General features: G+C 64.5%; 21 protein-coding genes. 15 read left to right on the forward strand and 6 right to left on the reverse strand.

Annotated elements, in window-relative coordinates; translation table 11 throughout:
* Positions 1 to 714 precede the first annotated feature (714 nt).
* From QZX93_RS07265 to ptsP, 14 genes are all read left to right on the forward strand, one after another.
* Entirely contained in the window at positions 715 to 1,170 is a 456-nt protein-coding gene (locus QZX93_RS07265) for a hypothetical protein (protein WP_295385210.1), read from the forward strand.
* Between the two features lie 193 nt (positions 1,171 to 1,363).
* On the forward strand, positions 1,364 to 2,383 hold the full coding sequence (locus QZX93_RS07270; RefSeq protein WP_295385212.1) for a KpsF/GutQ family sugar-phosphate isomerase: 1,020 nt from the start codon (positions 1,364 to 1,366) through the stop codon (positions 2,381 to 2,383).
* Between the two features lie 51 nt (positions 2,384 to 2,434).
* Entirely contained in the window at positions 2,435 to 2,956 is a 522-nt protein-coding gene (gene kdsC, locus QZX93_RS07275) for a 3-deoxy-manno-octulosonate-8-phosphatase KdsC (protein WP_295385214.1), read from the forward strand.
* A gap of 49 nt (positions 2,957 to 3,005) precedes the next feature.
* Positions 3,006 to 3,608 carry an LPS export ABC transporter periplasmic protein LptC gene (gene lptC, locus QZX93_RS07280; RefSeq protein WP_295385216.1) on the forward strand — a complete coding sequence of 201 codons (603 nt, stop codon included), beginning with the start codon at positions 3,006 to 3,008 and terminating at the stop codon, positions 3,606 to 3,608.
* A complete protein-coding gene (lptA, locus tag QZX93_RS07285; protein ID WP_295385218.1) occupies positions 3,605 to 4,207 on the forward strand; it encodes a lipopolysaccharide transport periplasmic protein LptA in 603 nt (200 codons plus the stop codon). The genes lptC and lptA overlap by 4 nt, the downstream gene beginning before the upstream one ends.
* Positions 4,204 to 4,929 carry an LPS export ABC transporter ATP-binding protein gene (gene lptB / locus QZX93_RS07290; RefSeq protein WP_295385220.1) on the forward strand — a complete coding sequence of 242 codons (726 nt, stop codon included), beginning with the start codon at positions 4,204 to 4,206 and terminating at the stop codon, positions 4,927 to 4,929. Before lptA ends, lptB begins: the two co-directional genes overlap by 4 nt.
* A 118-nt stretch (positions 4,930 to 5,047) precedes the next feature.
* The gene (locus tag QZX93_RS07295) at positions 5,048 to 6,535 is read left to right on the forward strand and encodes an RNA polymerase factor sigma-54 (protein ID WP_295385222.1); all 1,488 of its coding nucleotides are present in this window, start codon (positions 5,048 to 5,050) and stop codon (positions 6,533 to 6,535) included.
* Between the two features lie 34 nt (positions 6,536 to 6,569).
* Positions 6,570 to 6,902, forward strand: coding sequence for a ribosome-associated translation inhibitor RaiA (gene raiA / locus QZX93_RS07300; RefSeq protein ID WP_295385224.1), 333 nt, complete (start codon positions 6,570 to 6,572; stop codon positions 6,900 to 6,902).
* 242 nt (positions 6,903 to 7,144) lie between these two features.
* Entirely contained in the window at positions 7,145 to 7,594 is a 450-nt protein-coding gene (locus tag QZX93_RS07305; RefSeq protein ID WP_295385226.1) for a PTS sugar transporter subunit IIA, read from the forward strand.
* A 29-nt stretch (positions 7,595 to 7,623) separates the two neighbouring features.
* Entirely contained in the window at positions 7,624 to 8,604 is a 981-nt protein-coding gene (gene hprK / locus QZX93_RS07310; RefSeq protein ID WP_295385228.1) for an HPr(Ser) kinase/phosphatase, read from the forward strand.
* A gap of 54 nt (positions 8,605 to 8,658) precedes the next feature.
* A complete protein-coding gene (gene rapZ / locus QZX93_RS07315) occupies positions 8,659 to 9,516 on the forward strand; it encodes an RNase adapter RapZ (RefSeq protein ID WP_295385230.1) in 858 nt (285 codons plus the stop codon).
* The gene (locus QZX93_RS07320) at positions 9,513 to 9,920 is read left to right on the forward strand and encodes a PTS fructose transporter subunit IIA (RefSeq protein WP_295385232.1); all 408 of its coding nucleotides are present in this window, start codon (positions 9,513 to 9,515) and stop codon (positions 9,918 to 9,920) included. Before rapZ ends, QZX93_RS07320 begins: the two co-directional genes overlap by 4 nt.
* A gap of 5 nt (positions 9,921 to 9,925) precedes the next feature.
* Positions 9,926 to 10,195 carry an HPr family phosphocarrier protein gene (locus QZX93_RS07325; RefSeq protein WP_295385234.1) on the forward strand — a complete coding sequence of 90 codons (270 nt, stop codon included), beginning with the start codon at positions 9,926 to 9,928 and terminating at the stop codon, positions 10,193 to 10,195.
* Complete coding sequence (gene ptsP / locus QZX93_RS07330) at positions 10,192 to 11,943, forward strand: phosphoenolpyruvate--protein phosphotransferase (protein ID WP_295385236.1); 1,752 nt, start codon at positions 10,192 to 10,194, stop codon at positions 11,941 to 11,943. The genes QZX93_RS07325 and ptsP overlap by 4 nt, the downstream gene beginning before the upstream one ends.
* 247 nt (positions 11,944 to 12,190) lie before the next feature.
* Here ptsP and QZX93_RS07335 read toward each other — a convergent pair whose 3' ends face one another.
* From QZX93_RS07335 to QZX93_RS07355, 5 genes are all read right to left on the reverse strand, one after another.
* The gene (locus QZX93_RS07335) at positions 12,191 to 13,327 is read right to left on the reverse strand and encodes a hypothetical protein (RefSeq protein WP_295385238.1); all 1,137 of its coding nucleotides are present in this window, start codon (positions 13,325 to 13,327) and stop codon (positions 12,191 to 12,193) included.
* A gap of 8 nt (positions 13,328 to 13,335) precedes the next feature.
* Positions 13,336 to 14,349 carry a hypothetical protein gene (locus QZX93_RS07340; RefSeq protein ID WP_295385240.1) on the reverse strand — a complete coding sequence of 338 codons (1,014 nt, stop codon included), beginning with the start codon at positions 14,347 to 14,349 and terminating at the stop codon, positions 13,336 to 13,338.
* A gap of 27 nt (positions 14,350 to 14,376) precedes the next feature.
* Positions 14,377 to 14,601: a hypothetical protein gene (locus tag QZX93_RS07345; protein ID WP_295385242.1), complete on the reverse strand. Its 225-nt coding sequence runs from the start codon at positions 14,599 to 14,601 to the stop codon at positions 14,377 to 14,379.
* Positions 14,602 to 16,527: a site-specific DNA-methyltransferase gene (locus QZX93_RS07350; RefSeq protein ID WP_295385244.1), complete on the reverse strand. Its 1,926-nt coding sequence runs from the start codon at positions 16,525 to 16,527 to the stop codon at positions 14,602 to 14,604. It abuts the gene before it with no gap.
* A 140-nt stretch (positions 16,528 to 16,667) separates the two neighbouring features.
* A complete protein-coding gene (locus QZX93_RS07355) occupies positions 16,668 to 17,606 on the reverse strand; it encodes a M23 family metallopeptidase (protein WP_295385246.1) in 939 nt (312 codons plus the stop codon).
* A 193-nt stretch (positions 17,607 to 17,799) separates the two neighbouring features.
* On the opposite strand from QZX93_RS07355, the gene QZX93_RS07360 reads away from it, so the two are divergent.
* Positions 17,800 to 18,222 carry a DciA family protein gene (locus tag QZX93_RS07360; protein WP_295385248.1) on the forward strand — a complete coding sequence of 141 codons (423 nt, stop codon included), beginning with the start codon at positions 17,800 to 17,802 and terminating at the stop codon, positions 18,220 to 18,222.
* 143 nt (positions 18,223 to 18,365) lie between these two features.
* Here QZX93_RS07360 and lpxC read toward each other — a convergent pair whose 3' ends face one another.
* Entirely contained in the window at positions 18,366 to 19,277 is a 912-nt protein-coding gene (lpxC, locus tag QZX93_RS07365) for a UDP-3-O-acyl-N-acetylglucosamine deacetylase (protein WP_295385250.1), read from the reverse strand.
* Positions 19,278 to 19,492 lie beyond the last annotated feature (215 nt).

The following is a 19,492-nucleotide window of genomic DNA, read 5'->3' on the forward strand; positions in this document are numbered from 1 at the left end:
ATGGCCGTATTACGTCCGCAGTAAGGGGATAACCGAGGAAAACTGCGTTTTTAGCCGAAAATCGCCTCTTTTTTTGCCAAAAAAAGCCATCCAACGGCCTCAGGCGGTGGTGACGGTGGCTAAGTCCGACAGGCTGCTAGCACGCTCATCGCCCGCACCCGGCCTCGCTGCCTGTTCGTGTTCCTACGGTCGTGTCGCCGCGTAGCCCTTCTTTCAGCCTGGCCTCGCGGCTTCCACCTTGGGTTTCGCTACGCTTCTTGTCACTCGATGCGGTTACCTCCTTTCAGGTAACAAGTACCTGCCCATGCCGGGCACACTAGGGTCCGCTGCGCGGACCTTCGCCGGTTGGGTTCGCGCGGGGCTTCGGTCCGCACAGCGGACCCTACCCGGTCGCGCAGCGGTGCGGGCGGCGGCGATTCATCCTCAATCCGGCAGTTGCTCACGCCAAGGCGCCAAACTCGCGGCGAGCACTCGGAAGGCCTCGGGTCCGGCGTTGGGATAGAGCGTCTTTCCGACGCTTCGTGGTCGGTCCCCGATGACCGCCGTCCCCGATTAGCGCCGTGGTATCTTGGGCAACCGAAAACCCCTGGTCTGCCTCAATGGTTCCACTAATTTCCCAAGATTTTCCAAAGGGTGTTCCCGCGGTACGTCCCCCATTTCCCTTCTCGAATGAGACCGCCTATACCGTCCCTGTCGTCTCCGGAGACCCTATTGATGACCATGCCAACCCGTCTAGCGGACAAGATCGAGCAACTGAAGACCCTGCTCGTCAATGCCGAGGATTTTTCAGTCATCATGAATTATTTTCTCGACGACCTGGTGCCGGATCCGGCCTTCCGGGCGAAAGGCAAGCCGCTGAAGGACAAAACCATCGAACAGCGGTTTCGGGGGGTACTCGGAATCCTGCAAGAGCGGTTGGCGATCCAGTCCGCGGGTCCGGCACAGATGATGGCCGCGCTATGGCTCAAGGATTTCGCGCTTGCCCATGGCGCCTTCGCGTTGGGCAACCGGTTGGGCATGGTCTTTTATTTCCGCGATTTGGATATGGGGCTCTGCGCGCTCGGCGCACTGGACGGCTCGATGGAGGTCATGTTCTCGCGCTTCTCGGTCTACGATGGCGTCGATCCCTCGAAAAGCTTCCATATCGATCGATCCAAGCGCCGCCATTGAGATCGCCACCGGCTAAGTAGAGGGCCTGCCGCCCCGGTGACGAGGGCACAATTGGCGCACCGGGGCTGATGATCGCGCCGGCACGCCGGGTCAGCCACCACGTCCAAGCAAGATTTCACCCGGCTCTTGGTGTAAGGTTGCGCCGGGCCTAAGCTGGCGCCCACCGACCACCCCGTCGAGCGAGAATTTTCAGATGACCGAACCCCGCCGACTCGGCACCCGCAAGCACGCTCTGGCCGCCGGCCAGGAGACGCGCATCCGTGACCTGGGCCGCGCCGTGATCGCGACCGAGGCCGCGGCCGTCGCCGCCTTGAGCGAGCGCATCGATGCCGCCTTCGTGGAGGCGTGCCGATACCTGCTGGCGTGTGAAGGGCGCATCGTGGTGCTGGGCATGGGCAAGTCCGGGCACATCGGCGGCAAGATTGCCGCCACCTTGGCCAGCACCGGCAGCCCGGCCTTTTTCGTCCACCCCGGGGAGGCGAGCCACGGCGACCTGGGGATGATCACCCCCAGGGACGCGGTCCTGGCCCTGTCCAACTCCGGGGAGACGGCGGAGTTGCTGACCATCCTGCCGATCATCAAGCGCCTGGGCGTGCCCTTGATTACCATGACCGGGCGCCCCGACTCGACCCTGGCCCGGGAGGCCGACATCAACCTGGACGTTAGCGTCGCGCGCGAGGCCTGTCCGCTCGGTCTGGCGCCGACCTCCAGCACCACGGCCACACTGGTTATGGGCGACGCCCTGGCGATCGCGCTGCTGGAGAGCCGCGGCTTCACCGCCGCGGACTTTGCCCGCTCGCATCCGGCGGGCGCCCTGGGCCGACGCCTGCTGCTGCACGTCGGGGATATCATGCACCGCGGCGACCGGATACCGCAGGTCCCCCTGGGCAGCACGCTGATGGCGACCCTGGAGGAGATGTCGCACAAGGGGCTGGGGATGAGTGCGGTGGTCGATGGGCAGGGGCGGCTCGTCGGGGTCTTCACCGACGGCGACCTGCGCCGCGCACTCGACCACGGGGTCGATGTCCACCACACCGCAATCGACACGGTGATGACCCGCGCCGGGATCACCGTCGCCCCGCAGATGCTGGCGGCCGAGGCCTTGGGGCTGATGGAGTCGCGCTCGATCAACGGGTTATTGGTGATCGACACCGAGGGCCGGCCGATCGGTGCCTTGAATATGCACGATCTGCTACGCTCCGGGGTGGTATAACGGATGCGCCACACGCGCCATGTTAGACACCGGACTTAAGGTTAACGGCTGATGCAAGACATTCTCGAACGCGCCGCCCGGGTGCGCCTGGTCATCTTCGACGTTGACGGGGTGTTGACCGACGGACGCCTCTATCTCGGCGATCACGGGCAGGAATTCAAGGTATTCAATGCACGCGACGGTCACGGCATGGTGATGTTGCAGGAGACCGGCGTACCGCTGGCGGTCATCTCAGGGCGCCGCTCGGAGGCCGTGCAGACGCGGATGCAGGACCTGGGGGTCGCCCATGTTTACCAGGGGCAGCGCGAGAAGCTGCCGGCCTACGAGGAACTGAAACAGACCCTGGGACTGACGGATGCGGACATCGCCTACCTGGGCGACGATGTCATCGATCTGCCGATCATGCGCCGCGTGGGCCTGGCGATCGCCGTGGCGGACGCCCACCCGGTGGTGCGTCGGCACGCCCATTGGTGTACCGCCGCCCCCGGCGGCCGGGGCGCGGCCCGGGAACTGTGCGAGTTGATCATGGCGGCCCAGTGTACCCTGGACCCCATGATCGACCGCTACTTGTAGACCCGGCTCCCGAGCAGGTCCCCGAGGATGAGCAGCGAGGTGACGAACCGTGTGGACGACACGACAGGGCCGGCTGGCGATCCTCTTCGCGGTGCTGGCAACCCTGACCTGGTGGGTGCTGCATAACATGATCGAGCAACCGGCCCAGCGGGTACGTGAGCGCACCCCCAAATACATCGTCTCGGACTTCACCGCCGTCGAGACCGACGCCACCGGACGGCCGGCGCGGCGCCTGGCCGCGCGGCAACTGCGCGAGTATGTCGAGGAGGACCTGGGCGAACTCGACCTGCCGCGACTGACCCTGTTCGACCGCGACGGCGGCCCGCCCTGGGAGATCAGCGCGCAACTGGGGTTCTTGTTGAACCACAACGAGGAGATACATCTGCTCGAGCACGTCAAGGTGGACCGGGTCGGCACCGCCACGTCCCGCTCCTTCCGGCTCACCAGCAGCGAAATGCGCGTCTGGCCCAAACGTGAATATGCCCAGGGCGACCAGCCGGTGCGCCTCACGAGCGACCGCGATTGGCTCACCGCCCCCGGCATGCGCCTGTGGTATGCCCACCCGTCCCGGGCCGAATTTCCCGGGCGGGCCCACATCTTGATCGCCCCAACGCCACCGGCGGCGGGGCATTCCCCGGAGACCACCCGATGAGCGCCCGGCCGACGACCGCCGCCCTAACCTTGCTGGTCGAACTCGGCCTGAATCTGGGGCTCGGCTTGGCGCTGGGCCTGACCGCGCTGGGCGCCGCGGCGCTGCAAAGCGACAGCCAACAACCCATGCTGATCGAGGCCGACAAGGTCGAGGTCGACGAGGCGCAGGGCACCAGCCTCTATTTGGGTCAGGTCCAGGTGGACCAGGGGACCACGCGCCTGTTGGCCAATCAGGTGACGGTCCACCACCGTAAAGACCACAGCATCAAGTACATCATCGCCCGCGGCGAGCCGGCTTCGTACCAGCAATTGATGGACGGCGACAAGCACGAGGAGATGCTGGCCTTTGCCAAGCGCATGGATTACGACGCCGACCGGGACGAACTGGTGTTGACCGGTGAGGCCTTAGTGATTCAAGGCACCGACCGGGTGGCCAGCGAGCGCATCGTCTGGGATCGGGCCAACAACCGGATGCAAGCCGGCGGCACCAGCCGGGCGAAGATCGTGTTCACACCAGGGGAACAGAAGAACGGCCAACCGAAGGCCGCGGCGCCAGCGCCCCCCAAGACGCCCCCGCCAGCGACCAAGAAGGGCCCATGAGCACACTGCGCGCCACCCATCTGCGCAAGCGCTACCGCAGCCGCGAGGTGCTGCGGGACGTGAGCGTGGAGGTCAACGCCGGCGAGGTGGTCGGGCTGCTCGGGCCGAACGGCGCCGGCAAGACCACCTGCTTTTATCTTATCGTCGGGCTGATCCCGAGCGATCATGGTCGGATCGAACTCAACGGCCGCGACCTCACGCAATTGCCGATGCACGCCCGGGCGCGGGCGGGCTTGAGCTATCTGGCGCAGGAGGCGTCGGTGTTCCGCAAACTCTCGGCGCGCGACAACATCCGGGCGATCCTGGAGACCCGCCGCGATCTCGATCCCGACCAACAACGCGAGCGCTGCGAACAACTGCTCCAAGAACTGGGGATCGCCCATGTCGCGGCGTCCCAGGCGTTGAACTTGTCCGGCGGCGAGCGCCGCCGCCTGGAGATCGCCCGGGCGCTGGCCGTCGACCCGGTGGTGATGTTGCTCGATGAACCCTTCGCCGGGGTCGACCCGATCGCGGTCGGCGACATCAAGGCCATCGTCTCGCACCTGCGCGAGCGTAACATCGGCGTCCTGATTACCGACCATAACGTGCGTGAGACCCTCGACATCTGTGACCGCGGCTATATCATCAGCGGCGGGACAGTGATCGCCGCCGGCACCCCGGCCGAGCTGCTCGCCGACCAGCAGGTGCGCGAGGTCTACCTCGGCACCGACTTCTCGATGTGAGACGCATGCACGGTGTTGGGCCCGAATCCATTCCGCCACGGCGCCCGGATAGGCTAGAATCAAATCAGGCACTCAATTTGCTAGCCCCGACCGATCCACACCAGGCGCAGCCCCCTCAATGAAGCAGTCCATCCAGCTTCGACTCGGCCAGCATCTCTCGATGACGCCCCAGCTGCAGCAGGCCATCAAGCTGCTGCAACTCTCCAGCCTGGAACTCCAACAGGAGATCCAAGAGGTGCTGGATAGCAATTTCATGCTCGAGGAGGGCGACGAGGCCGATCGCTTCCAGGCCGCCGACGCGGCCGACACCCGGCTGGTGCAGGACGCCACGCCCGAGCCGACCGCCACGCTCCAGGAGCAGACGATCGAGCGAGAGGTCCAGGGCGAGTCCAGTGAGATGCCGGACGAGCTGCCGGTGGACACCCAGTGGGACGACGTCTACGAGAACACGCTACCGAGTGGCGGCCAGGGCGGCGACGACGCGGATTTCGACCCCTTCGCGCAGCGCAGCCGCCCGGAGACCCTCCACGACCACCTGATCTGGCAGCTCAATCTGGCCCGTCTCAGCGCGCGGGACGAGGCCATCGCCCTGGTGGTGATCGACGCCATCGACGGCGACGGCTATCTGCGCACCAACTGCGAGGACCTGGTAACCACGCTGGACGACCCACACCTCACACCCGAGGAGGTCACCGCCGTCATCCACCGGGTCCAGTCCTTCGACCCCGCGGGGGTGGGCGCACGCGACCTGCGCGAATGCCTGTTGCTGCAACTGCGCCAGTTGCCGGAGTTGGCAACCGCCCCACAACGGGACCTGGCCATCGCGATCTGCGAGCAGGGCTTCGAGCACCTGCCGCGTAAGGACGTGGCGGCCCTGGTGCGCCTGCTGGCCCAGCCCGAGGAGGCCATCCGCACCGCCCTGGCGGTCATCCAACACCTCAATCCCAGGCCCGGGACCTTGATCGCAGACACCCCCGCGGAGTACGTTGTGCCCGATATCTTCGTGCGGCGCACCGCCGGCGTCTGGCAGGTGGAGCTGAATCCCGAAACAACGCCTAAACTGCGAGTGAACGCCGACTATGCGCGGCTGATCCGGCGCAGCGACCAGAGTGCGGACAGCATCGCATTGAAGAGCCACCTGCAAGAAGCACGCTGGTTTATCAAGAGCTTGGTTAGCCGAAACGATACTGTCCTGCGGGTTGCGGCCAAGATCGTGGAACTGCAACAGGACTTCCTCGAACGCGGGGAAGAGGCGATGAAACCACTAATTCTGCGCGATATTTCAGAGGCACTCGACCTGCATGAGTCCACCGTGTCGCGGGTCACCACGCAGAAATACATGCATACCCCACGGGGGACCTTCGAGTTCAAGTTTTTTTTCTCGTCCCATGTGAACACGGCGGCCGGGGGCGAGTGTTCATCCACGGCCATCCGCGCCCTGATCCGCCGGATGATCGCCGGCGAGCCGACCCGTACACCATTGAGTGACAGCCGGATCGCCGAGGAACTGGCCGATCAGGGCATCAATGTTGCGCGACGCACGGTCGCGAAATACCGCGAGGCGATGGGTATCCCACCCTCGAACGAACGCAAACGCCTGGCTTGACAGGCGGTTTGAAACCACAGGAGCAGACCGAACTATGCAAATCAACCTGACGGGTCACCATATCGACGTGACCGAAGCCCTCAAGGCGTACGTCGATACCAAGTTCGAGCGACTCGCTCGCCATTTCGACCACGTCATCAACGCCCACGTCATACTGAGCGTGGAAAAGTTGTCCAAGAAGGCCGAGGCGACGATGAACGTGAACGGCAACAAACTGTTTGCCGACTCGGTGCATGAGGACATGTATGCCGCCATCGACACCCTGATCGACAAGCTTGACCGACAGATTCTGCGCCACAAGGAGAAGAAGTCCAGCCACCGTCCGACGGCGGCCGGCATCGCCAAGAGCACCAGCGAGCCCGAATAGGCGCGAACCCGCCAACGGCTGGGGTCACAACCGGATCGACACCGCGGACTGAGCCGTTCGCGGTGTCCTTGGTTGTCACCCCGGGCGATCGCCGCCAACGATCGCTGCCCACAGTGACGAGCGCGTGCGGCCTGCACGACCAAGAGGAATCAGCCGACATGACCCGCACCCACTTTCGCGACTCAGGTCGTTGCGCCAGCCCGGCGGCCCGGTGTCGCCCCCATGGCCGGGAGCGGTAGCCGATGTTACCCCCCGACTTCATCAATGCGGGCCGCATCGCCCGCGGCCTTGAGATCGCGAGCAAGAAGCGTCTGCTTGAGACGCTGGCACGCCTCCTGGCCACCGACCATCCAGGGCTGGAGCCGGACGCGGTCTTTGAGCGGCTCTTGGAACGCGAGCGGCTGGGCAGCACCGGACTCGGGCACGGGATCGCCCTGCCCCATGCCCGTATCAAAGCCATACCCCAATCCCTGGGGGCGTTCGTCTCACTCACGCAGGGGGTGGATTATGATGCGGCCGACGGCGAGCCGGTCGACTTGGCCTTTGCGCTGCTGGTACCCGAAACCGCCACCGAGGAACACCTGCAACTCTTGGCCGAATTGGCTGGCCGCTTCAACGACCCCGAGCTGCGGCGGCGGCTGCGCCAGGCGGATAACGCCGCGGCGATCCTGAACCTCTTTGGCGTCGCCTAGCGCGCGACACCGCAGCAGACGGACCCACCATGGCCGATAGCCTCCAGTCCCTGATCCGGCAGACCGGGCACCGCACCCGCCTGCGCTGGCTAACCCCTGAACCCAGCGACCGGCGGCCCGTGCGCATGGACGACCCGATCCTCGCGGGCCAGGCCCTGGTCGGGTCGCTCAACTGTATCCACCCGAATCGACTCCAGGTCATCGGCCGCGCCGAAGTGGCCTACCTGGCAGGGCTGGGTGCTACCGCCTTCGCGGAAACGATCAAGAAACTCTTCACCGATCGTCCCACGGCGGTGATCTTCTCCGACGGCATCGAGCCGGCGGCGGCCTTTTGGGACTGGGCCGAACGCACCGATACCCCCTTGATCGGTTCCCCCGTTTGCGACGACGAACTGATCAATCAACTGCGCTACTACCTGACCCATGCCCTGGCGGAACGCAAGACCATCCACGGGGTCTTTATCGAGGTCTTGGGGATGGGGGTCCTGCTGGCCGGGGACCCGGCGGTCGGCAAGAGCGAATTGGCGCTCGACCTGATCAGTCGCGGACACCGCCTGATCGCCGATGACGCGCCCCAGTTCGCCCGCGTCGCCCCGGAAAAACTGGAGGGGAGCTGCCCGGATGCACTGCTCGACTTCTTGGAGGTGCGGGGCTTAGGCATCCTCAATATCCGCGCCATGTTCGGGGAGGGGGCAGTGCTCCGCCGCAAGACATTAAATCTAATAATAGACTTGAAGCCGCTTGACCTGACCCAGCTGGACCGCATCGACCGACTCGCCGGCAGCCTGTCCGCCAGCACCATCTTAGGGGTGGCCGTACCACGGATCACCATGCCGGTGGCCCCAGGGCGCAACCTCTCCATCATTGTCGAGGCGGCGGTACGCCACCAAATCCTGCGGATACGGGGCTATGATGCGGGGGTGGACTTCATCGACCGCCAGGCGCGCGCACTGAGCAACGACCGCCCGGACCCACCGAAGGGCCCGCCCGCGGGACCGAACAATCGCTGAAACCCCGCGCCGACCATGTCTATCTACCCGCGGACCTCACCATGAGACTTTACTATGCGACTGGTTATCGTCAGCGGACTCTCCGGTTCGGGCAAGAGCGTCGCACTGCACACCCTGGAAGACCTAGGGTTCTACAGCATCGACAACCTGCCGCTCTTTCTACTCAAAGACCTGGCCTTGGGGCTCAAGGATGCGGTGGATGAGGTCTTCAGCAACACCGCCGTGGGGGTGGACGCCCGCAGCAACCCCGAAGAGCTGAAAAATCTGCCCGACCTGATTGCCGCCGCTCAGGCGCGCGGCGTGCATTGCCAGGTGGTCTTCCTCGACGCCCACACCGACACCCTGATCCGCCGCTTCAGCGAGACCCGCCGCCGCCACCCGCTGACCCGCCAGGAGCGCTCGCTCGCCGAGGCAATCGCGCTGGAGCGCCAATTGCTTGAGCCGATTCGCCAGGTCGCGGACATCCTGATCGACAGCACGCTCACCAATGTCCATGAACTGCGGGACCTGGTGCGGGTACGCCTGGCCGGCGATGCCTCGCCCAAGGCCTCGATCCTGCTCCAGTCCTTCGGCTTCAAGCATGGCGTGCCACAGGACGTCGACTTCCTGTTCGACGTGCGCTGCCTGCCCAACCCCCACTGGCAACCGGCGCTCAAGCCACTGACCGGACGCGACGCAGCGGTGATCGAGTTCCTGGAGGCGAGCCCTGACGTCATCGCCATGCGCGCGGACATCGCCGCCTATTTCGACCGCTGGGTGCCGCTGTTCGAGACCGATGGCCGCTTCTATCTCACCATCGCAGTCGGCTGCACCGGCGGCCAGCACCGCTCGGTCTATCTGGTGGAGGCCCTGCGCGAGCACTTCGAGCAGATGGGCCATAAGGTGATGGTCCGGCACCGGGAACTGCCATGAGCGTCGGGCTACTGCTGATCACCCACCGCCCCCTGGGTAGCGACCTGTTGCGGGTCGCAACCGAGATCTTTGGCACCTGCCCCACCCGCACCGGGTCGCTGGAGGTGGAGAACGACGCCTCCGGCGAGCAGGTGCTGGCCGAGGCACAACGGCTCGCCGAGCGGCTCGATACGGGTGACGGGCTCTTGGTCCTCACCGACATCTATGGCGCGACCCCGGCCAATCTGGCCATCTCACTGTGCGCGAACCACCCCCGGCGCCGGGTCCTGGCTGGGGTCAACCTACCCATGCTGCTGCGCGCGCTCAATTATGCCGGGCTGGACCTCGAAGCCCTGGCCGACAAGGCCCTGGCGGGGGGCCGCGAGGGCGTGCGACAGTGTCCCGGACCGGACGGGCAGGAATAAGACTAATGGTTCATCTGGAAATCCAAATCGTCAACAAACTCGGGCTACACGCCCGCGCGGCGGCCAAATTGGTCAACTGCGCGACCCGCTTCGCCAGCCTGATCGAGGTCGAGCGGCGCGGCCAGCGGGTGAACGCCAAGAGCATCATGGGCATCATGATGCTCGCCGCGAGTCGCGGGACCTGGATCGTGGTAGACGCCACCGGGGAGGACGAGGAGGACGCGGCGGCAGCGATCACGGCACTGATCAGCAACCGCTTCGGGGAGGACGAATGACCATCGCATTCCAGGGTATCGGGGTGGCGGCGAGCCAGTCGGTCGCCATCGGCCCCGCCTACCTGACCGGTCACGGGCTCTCCAGCGCCACCCCGACCCCGATCCACCCCGACCAGGTCGGGGGCGAGCTCAACCGGCTCAATCAGGCCGTGGCCGCGGCCCGGCGGGCGCTCAAGCTGGTGCGCGCCCAGGTCCCACGCGCGACCCCGCTCAATATCGCCGAATTCATCGACGCCCATCTCCTGATGCTGGAGGACGTGGCCCTGGTGGACGAGGTGCGCAAGATCATCCGTGATCAACTCTACTGCGCCGAGTGGGCGTTGCAGATGCAGCGCGACACCCTGGTGCGCGTCTTCGACGCGATGGATGACCCCTATCTGCGCACCCGCCGCGATGACGTGGAGCACGTCGTCCACCAGATCATGAGCTTCCTGCAGGGCGCCCAGTTGCAGTTCGACCCCGACGCCCGCGACCTGGCGGGGTGCGTGGTGGTGGCCCGCGACCTGATGCCGGCCGACGCCATCGTGCTGCGCCATCGGGGCGCCGCCGCCTTCGTCACCGAGTATGGCGGCCCGGTGTCGCACACCGCCATCCTGGCGCGCAGCCTGGGCGTCCCGGCAGTGGTCGGGGTGCATAACATTACCCGCTATGTGCGTCAGGGCGAACCCCTCATCGTCGATGGCGAGACTGGCACCGTACTGGCGGACCCGGACGCCGCGACCCTGGACTATTATCGCGAACGCCTCGACGCGATCGAGGCGCGCCGGCAACACCTGCACACCCTGGTGGACCGCCCGACGGCGACCCGCGACGGCACCGCAATCGGCCTGCTGGCCAACCTGGAGTTGCCGGAAGACGCCGCGAGCGCGCGCCTCAACGGCGCGGCCGGCGTCGGGCTGTACCGCACCGAGTTCCTCTATATGAACCGGGACGACCTCCCGGACGAGGAGGAACACCTGGCCACCTACGCCACCATTGTGACGGCACTGGCGGGCCTGCCGCTGACCATCCGCACCCTGGATCTCGGCCTGGACAAGCGCAGCGAGGCCCTGGGGGACCTGGGGACGGGGGCCAGCAATCCGGCCCTGGGACTGCGCGGCATCCGCCTGTGCCTCAAAGAGCCTGGACTGTTCCGCCCCCAATTGCGGGCGATCCTGCGCGCCAGCGCCCTGGGGCCGGTGCGGGTCATGCTGCCCATGGTCACCAACATCCAGGAGATCGAGGCGGTCCTCGCCCTCCTCGCCCAACTCAAGGAGGAGCTGACCCGCGAGGGCCTGGCCTTCGACCCCGCGCTGCCGGTCGGGGCCATGGTCGAAGTACCAGCCGCGGCACTGGCCGCCCGCTCGCTGACCCGACGCCTGGACTTTCTCTCCATCGGCACCAACGACCTGATCCAATACAGCCTCGCCATCGACCGGCTCGACGAGGCCGTGAGCTATCTGTTCGACCCGACCCACCCCGCCATCCTGCGCCTGATACAGATGACCATCGAGGCCGGTCATGCACTCGCCACCCCGGTCGCCATGTGCGGCGAAATGGCCGGGGACCCGCGCTTCACCCGGCTCCTGCTCGCGCTAGGGCTGCGTCACTTCAGCATCCAGCCGGGCGCCCTGCTTGCCGTGAAGGAAATCATCCTCGACACCGACCTGGGCGAACTGGAGGCACAAACCCACGACCTGCTAGCCCGACTCGACGACGCCGAACCGGGGGAGTTGCTTGATGCGCTCGATACGCTGAATCGGCTATAGCTTCCGACCTACGCGGGGCTTGCGAATTGGAGGCCTTGATCAAGATTCCGGCCACTTGGGCTCGCCGAGTGCGTAGTCAGGCCATCTTGGCCTGACACCGTCAGGGCTGGAAGCCCTGACTACGCACGCCGCTGGCCGGGATTATGATCGACGCCGAATTGGAGGACGAGGCTTTACGGTGAAAGTCGGGCCGGGAGCGCGCTCCAATCCGGCGATGCATCCCACCAAGGTGCGCCGAAGGCGGATATCAACCGACCTGCGGCCGGCTGGCGCGCAACCATTCCCGTAGCTCGCCCAGATCGTCCAGATCGACCTCGGAGCCCAAACTCCCGTCATCCCTGACCCATCGCAGCCGCTGCTGATCCTTGGTCAGAAACAACACCTTGCCATAATAGCTCGGGACATGCCTCGCCTTGCGCGCGGCATCCTTGACGTTCTCCTTGGTTTCGATCAGGCGGATCAGCGGCCGATCGCCCGGAAAATGCTCCAGGCAGACAACAAAGTCCGGATGGAAAAAATTACGATGCTCACCGCGCACCAATCGAACCGAATAGCTCTTGCGATCCGGATTACGATGCCACCAGGCCACGAAGGGACTGCGATCAAGCGCCTGCGCAAAGGCGCGTTCTTCGCCGTTGAGCACGCTGCTGGCGTCGTATCGGCCAGTCAAAAAACCCGCGCCGGCCAGCGCCCAACGGTGCTCCGCCAACCACGCCCGGTCATCCAGCAGCAGGGTTTGCTCCACCTCGGCCAGTTCATCGCTGCTGGGCGGAAAGCAGCCATAGATATTATGGCGCGAGCTGCGCAGCGGTAGGGCATCCGGGAACAACATCGCATCGGGTAAAGGGCCTGCATCCAGCGTTTCCGCCTTCTCCGCGATGGCGGCATGAATCGCCTCGGCCAGGGTATCGGTACGCTGTTTCGCAATCCAGTGCGCGCAGTCGCGTGCCAGTTTTTTCCGGCTGCTTTCATCTGGCCGCTGGGCCTCATCCAACGCGTCGAATACCGCTTCCAGCGCCGGGACCATGCGCATGGCGAGGACCTCGAGGATCACCAACAGGTCCGCATCCTCGACCTGCGGCAGCGTGCGCAGCGCCTGCAATGCCTCCCGTGCCAGGGCATTGCGATCGGTGACGATCGGTACCTCTTCGTCGCGGCTCGCCCGCGTGGTCAGTTCGGTATGGCGTTCGATCTCGCGCAGGCGGTTTTTCGCCACCTTGATCGCATCGGCGCTGAGTCTTGGCGAAATCTCCAGCCGCGCAGCCACGCCACGGGAAATCTCATCCATGCCGAGCAGTTCCGGTCGTCGTTCGCATTTGAGCGCGGGCGGCAGATTGATCGCCGTGGTGCTGCGCGGATACAGCCGCAGGCCATGTTCGTGCAATAGCGATGTCAGCTCACTGCGACTGGCCGGCGCATCGGCAGCCCGACGCTTCGCCACTCCTTTCGCCGGCGGGAGCAGCACCGTATCGAGGTCGTCGCCAGCCGCGGAGCCTTGGCCGGCAAACAGATCGCCTTGGATGGGATCGCCGGCACCGCGGGGCGACACCGTCGGCGAACCTTCGACCGGCTGTCGTTCGTCGTTGCCTGGCAGCGGAAACTCAACACGAAGGCGCGCGGTGCGTCGAAGCCAGTACCGGCCGACTGCTTGAAGATCAGCACCTCCTTACTCGGATCATTGGCAATCGCCGCCATCAGCACCGGGTCCGGCGCATCGGCCGAATGCTTGCCGATCGCGCCGATCGGCACCTTGCAGAGATGGATCAGATCATGTTCGGCCTCTTCCACCGCCTTATCGCCATTGGCCACCTGGACCAGCAGCAGCGGTGTCAGTGCGATACCGGCAGCCGCGAGTTCGCCCTTCAATCGCTGGTTCCGCTGCCAGGCCTGACGCAGCACGGTGCGCTTGAGATCCGCAATGCCCTGCGCACTCTGGCGCAGGTCATAGACCACCGCCTCGATATATTTCTTGTTCAGCCGCGCCTTCACCACATCGTCGCGGCTGACGGTGAATGATTCAAAATCGGATTTGCCGGCGCTGGCGAGGAAATCGAGTAGCCGCTGATCCCTAGGCGTGGCGGTCGCCATCGTCAGATAATCCGGCGCCAGCCATTGTGCGAACTTGCCGAACTCGGTGGCCTTATCCAGTGCAATGTGCGCCTCATCGACCACCATCCCGATGCGCAGCCCCTTAGCGCGGGCGCGCGCCACCAGCTCGGCCAACGTGCGGGTGTCATCGTCGCTATCGGCATCATAGCCGCGGTTACGCCACTGCGCCTTGGCCACCGCCTGGACGGTGGAAATGGTCACCTGGCCCGCGGCCGGCTCCTGATTGCGTCCATGGATCAGCAGTTGCGGCGACAGATCGACCGCATTGGTCACCAGGGCCTCCAGCGTTTGCGCCACCAGGTTGACGAAAGGGACGAACCAGAATCAAAGTATTTCGCTATCGGCGCTGACATTGCCGAGCACCCGCGCCAGCATGAAGGTCTTGCCCGAACCGGTGGGCGCACGCAGCAGACAGGGCGGGCGGGTAGCGCGCAGCAGTGCGCGCGTGAGACCGGCGATCAACCTGGACTGAAACTCTTCCGGTTGCAGCGTGCGGCCCTGACCGGTGGTCAGCAATACGTTCATCGAGGGTGCAGGTAGGCTGGTCATTTACTGCGTCCGCAAGGTGGTCTGCCCGCGCAGCAGCGCATCCAGCAGGCTATAGCTGTTGACCTGGATGCCGCGCTCCTCAAGCAACTGGCGCACCGTATCGGGACGCGCAGAATAGATCGCCAGGCGCTCGGCCGGCCAGGCGGCCAACCTGGCGATGACAGCGTCATCGACCGTGGCGCAGAGCAGCACCGCGAGTCGGGCGTCGCCGGCGATCTGGCACACCTGAGGGTCGATGGCATCGGCGCGAATCGCCCCACCGAGCTCGCGCAATGCCAGCAATTGCGCGGCATGGGCGGCGGTGGCGTCGCCCGCGACATCCGCCAGCTCGATGCGGTCGAGTTGCAGATAGGCAAAGGCGCCGCCCAGCCCGGCCTTGCCGCCATAGCCCTGTAGCACCCGGCGCAGGCGTTCGGCACAGACATCGCGGCATAGGTTCTTAGCCGGTTCCTTGGCGGTGGCCTCGGTACTGGAGCACAGGATGAAACGCCGATCGCCGCCGTCGTCGGCATTCAACTCCAACACCGCATGGCCAGTGGTACCGCTGCCAGCGAAAAAATCGAGGACCAGGTCGCCGGGGCGCGTGGCCTGCTGCAGCAACCCTTTGACCAGAGACAATGGCTTAGGATAGGAAAATGCCTTGCTGCCAAGGATGGCCTTGACCTCCTCGGTCGCTACGCCACCACGTGTACTGCGCAGCATTTCCAACTGGGCGGCATCGTCTTCGTCGCTCGTCGGCAAGGTTTCATTCATGCCCGCGATCCAACTGCATAGCGGGGCCAAGCGATCCTCTTGCGGCCTGGCTCTCCAATGCTCTTTGCGCGATGGCCGCCCCGGTGCGATCGGTTTGCCGATCCAGAAGTCGAGATCGGGCAGGTCTTCACGCAGTAGGGGCGTTTTTTTCTTCGGCAGCATCGGGCCTTGACCGGCGCGAATGGCATCGAGCAATGCCTCGCGACTGGCATAGCACATCACGTCTTCTGGCCGGCACGGTGGAAAGTAGATCAACGACTTGGCGATCAGTTGTTCGATCGTGTCACTGCGCAGCGACCGTCGGGCGGCAGCGCTGGCGTCTTCATCGCCGTTGAAACGCTGCATGATTTCCGTTTCCGACGCATAAGCCCAAACGCGATTCGGGTCGCACGGATACCAATAACCAGTCCCCGGGTCCCGGATCGGATAGTAGGTGTTTTCGCGCTCAATAAAGGTATGGGCCTTCGTCAGCGGTTGCGGGGACCATTCACCGCGCGGGTCCTGGTCCGGATTGCGGAACTTGCCGCGGTCGGTTTGCCGACCGTTGAACTTGAAGCCGGGGTTGGCATAGACCAGCACATGCTCATGCACATGGCTGAAGCGGTAGGATAGGTCGTTGCCAGTGTCTTTGGTGCGCCAAACCAGGCTACCCAGCCGCCGCCCTGGCAGGACTTCGTCCATCAACAATTCGAGGCGCGCGCGGTTCTCATCGTTGATCGACACCATGATGACACCATCGGGTGCGAGCAGGTCGCGCGCCAACGTCAGCCGACGATAGAGGAACTCCAGCCATTGGGAATGGCGCCAACGGTCGTTGGCGCCCACATAGCGGTCGTTGTAGACCCAGTCTTTGTTGCCGGTATTGTATGGGGGGTCGATATAGATGACGCGAATACGGCCACGGTGGGTGGCCAGCAACAGACGCAGCGCGTCGAAATTGTCGCCCTCGATAATCAGATTGGAGCAAGACGCGGCGCCATCGGCCCAGCGCGACCACTCCGGCACGAGGCGCGGAAAGACCAGGTTGGCATTGAGCGCCGCATCGCGCTCGATCGCATTCGCTTCCCAATAGAGGCCCAGTTTCTGCCGAGTCAGATGCTCGACCAAGAGCCGGCGCAGTTGCTGCGCATCGAGCCCTTCAAGTTGTGTCAGCAGGGATGTCGGGAGACTCATATCGGCGTCCTTCCTTACTGCTTATTTTCCCTTAAGCTCCGCTTGGGAATGAAGCCTCGACACTGCGCGTGTCAGCGCCCTCGATAGCACCGCTGACGGCCACCGAGTGCCGACCTCTGCGAGGTCGGCGCTTGGCCCGATCAGCCGGGGTTGCCCGGGTCGCTGGAATGGCCACCGGCGAACAGCGCGCCCGGGGCCTGGGAGCCAGTGAACTGCATTGGGTTCTCGTGCTCGCCGTCCTTCAGGACCTCGAAGTGGACATGGGGTCCGGTGGCACTCCCGGTCGACCCGACCGCGCCAATCACCTGGCCTTTGCGGACTTGCTCCCCTTCATGGACCGCGTTCGAGGAGTTATGGCCGTAACGGGTACTATAGCCGTTGGCATGGCGGATCTCGATCAGATTGCCATAGCCATGGCGGCGTCCGCTGAAGGCCACCACGCCATCGGCCACCGCCACCACCGGACTGCCCGAGGGTGCGGCAAAGTCGACGCCTTGATGGAAGATGGCCCGATGCCGGATCGGATGCACTCGCATCCCATAGTTAGAGCTAATGTATCCCGTGCGAATCGGCCAACCCGAGGGCACGGATTTGGCAGTGAGCTCCCTCCCTGGGATCGCCTCTTCAAGGATCTCCAGCTTACGCTTGCGATCCTTGAGCAGGCTGACCATGCTTCCCAACTCGCTCGCGATCTCCCTGATGGTGTAGTCTTGGGCCGGACCACCCTCGGGCCCACCCTGAGGCGGGGGATTGCGGAAATCGAACTCTTGCCGATCGAGCCCGGCCATGCCGGCGACACGCTCACCCAGGGCATTGACCCGCATCAGCTCCGCCTGCATATCACCGAGACTGGCGGTGATGGCCTCGATCTGCGCAGGGTCTGACGTCGCTGGTATGGTCGCAAGGTTTTGCGTCATGCCGTGGCCCTGGATCGGGTTCGATGCGTTGGTTTGGGCAACACCGGCCTGCTTACCAACCCAGAATCCGATCCCAGCCCCGGCGACGGCACAGGAGAACACCGCGGAAAATGCCACAACGGCCTGCCCGCGAACGGTCTTTCTACGATCGAGGTGGTACATTGATAACCTCTGGCTGTGAGTAGGACGACTGTGAGTCTGGTTTATACTACGGACGGCCGGCCAAGGCGATTCATCAGGTACGCCGAGCGCTTGATCTCGGTTTGTTTTTTCTACAGGCAAAGGTAATACCTCGCAAATTATGGCAAGACAACGGGCCAGTCACACACGGGCCGCTCATGTGCGGGATCTTCTCATGGCCAGCCCCGCGGTGGCGCACTGCCTAGAATTACAACAACGCGAGGATGGTCTGCTGACCCGGGTTCGCGAACTGCTGGCCCCCGCGGCACGGCCCCATTGCATCCAGGCGAGTGCCACTGACGGTCAACTGACGGTCACGGTGGACTCGGCGGCCTGGGCGACCCGACTGCGCTATGCGGCCCCGGACCTGGCCCGGGGTCTGGCAGACGCCGGGGTCGTGGCGGTCAAACTGCGCGCCCGCCCGCAGGATCTCGGCACGCGCCGTCAAACGCCGCGGCGCCTGGACCCATTGACACCTGCCGCGAGCGAACATCTGCTGGCAGCGGCGCAGTATACGGCCGACGCAGGGATTGCGGAGGTCTTCCGCCGCCTGGCGGCCAGGCGCCGCGAGCGGGACCTGGGCGAGCCGTTCGCCTAGCAGCCTGTCGGACTTGATGGCGTAACCGATTGATTAAACAGGAAAACGACTTTTTGGCGCAAAAGATGAAACTCTTTGCAGTCAATCGGTTGCATCACTAAGTCCGACAGCCTGCTAGGCAAACGGCTGGTTCAGCGGTGCGCTCAAGCAAACGACAGGGGCTGCGCATAGCTGATGGGGCCCGGCCTGGCATCCTCGAACACCGCCTCCTCCCAGGCCGTCTGTTCGGCCATGAGGGCACGCAACAGCTGATTGTTGAGTGCATGCCCGGACTTATGACCTTTGAAGGCGCCGATCAGGGTATGGCCCAAAAGATAGAGATCGCCGATCGCGTCCAATATCTTGTGCTTGACGAACTCGTCCTCATAGCGCAACCCCTCCTCGTTCAGCACCCGGAACTCGTCCACCACCACCGCGTTGTCCAGGCTGCCGCCTTGGGCGAGCCCCTGTTGGCGCAGTGCCTCAATGTCGCGCAGAAAGCCGAAGGTCCGGGCGCGGCTCACCTCCTTGACGAAGGATGAGGTGGAAAAGTCCATGGTAGCCCGCTTGGTGCGGTCGTGGAAGGCCGGATGGTCGAAATCGATCGTGAACTCCACGCTGAACCCGTCGTAGGGCTCAAAGCGGGCGTATTTGTCGCCATCGCGCACCTCAACCGGGCGTTTGATCCGGATAAAGCGCTTGGCACGATTCTGCTCTTCCACCCCGGCGGACTGAATCAGGAACACGAAGGGACCGGCACTGCCATCCATGATCGGCACCTCCGGGGCACTCACGTCCACATAGGCGTTATCGATGCCGAGACCGGCGAAGGCGGACAGCAGGTGCTCAACCGTGGAGACCCGCACGTCACCATTGACCAGGGTGGTCGAGAGCCTGGTATCTCCCACGTTATGTGGGCATGCGCGGATCTCGACCGGTTGCTCCAAATCCACCCGCCGGAAGACGATGCCGGTATCGGGGGCCGCCGGGCGCAGCGTGAGGTACACCTTCTCGCCGGTATGCAAACCGACGCCGGTGGCACGGATCACGTTCTTTAGTGTACGTTGCTTGACCATCGTGCGGGCTCCCTAGTCCCCTACCCCTACCGCGGCGATCTACCCCGGCGCCGACCATCGACACCGCGGCTAAGACCGCGCCTCGGCCCGAACGATTTCGGGCTTGAGGGGTAGCTTAGGGTTTTCCCGAAACTTTATCAAGAGCTCTGTGCAACATACCGAGAGTCGTTTGTTTTTGCTTACAATATACCTAAAGGGATTTCCCTAGTGCCGCG

Origin of the sequence: uncultured Thiodictyon sp., assembly GCF_903946935.1 — a bacterium.
Classification (GTDB): domain Bacteria; phylum Pseudomonadota; class Gammaproteobacteria; order Chromatiales; family Chromatiaceae; genus Thiodictyon.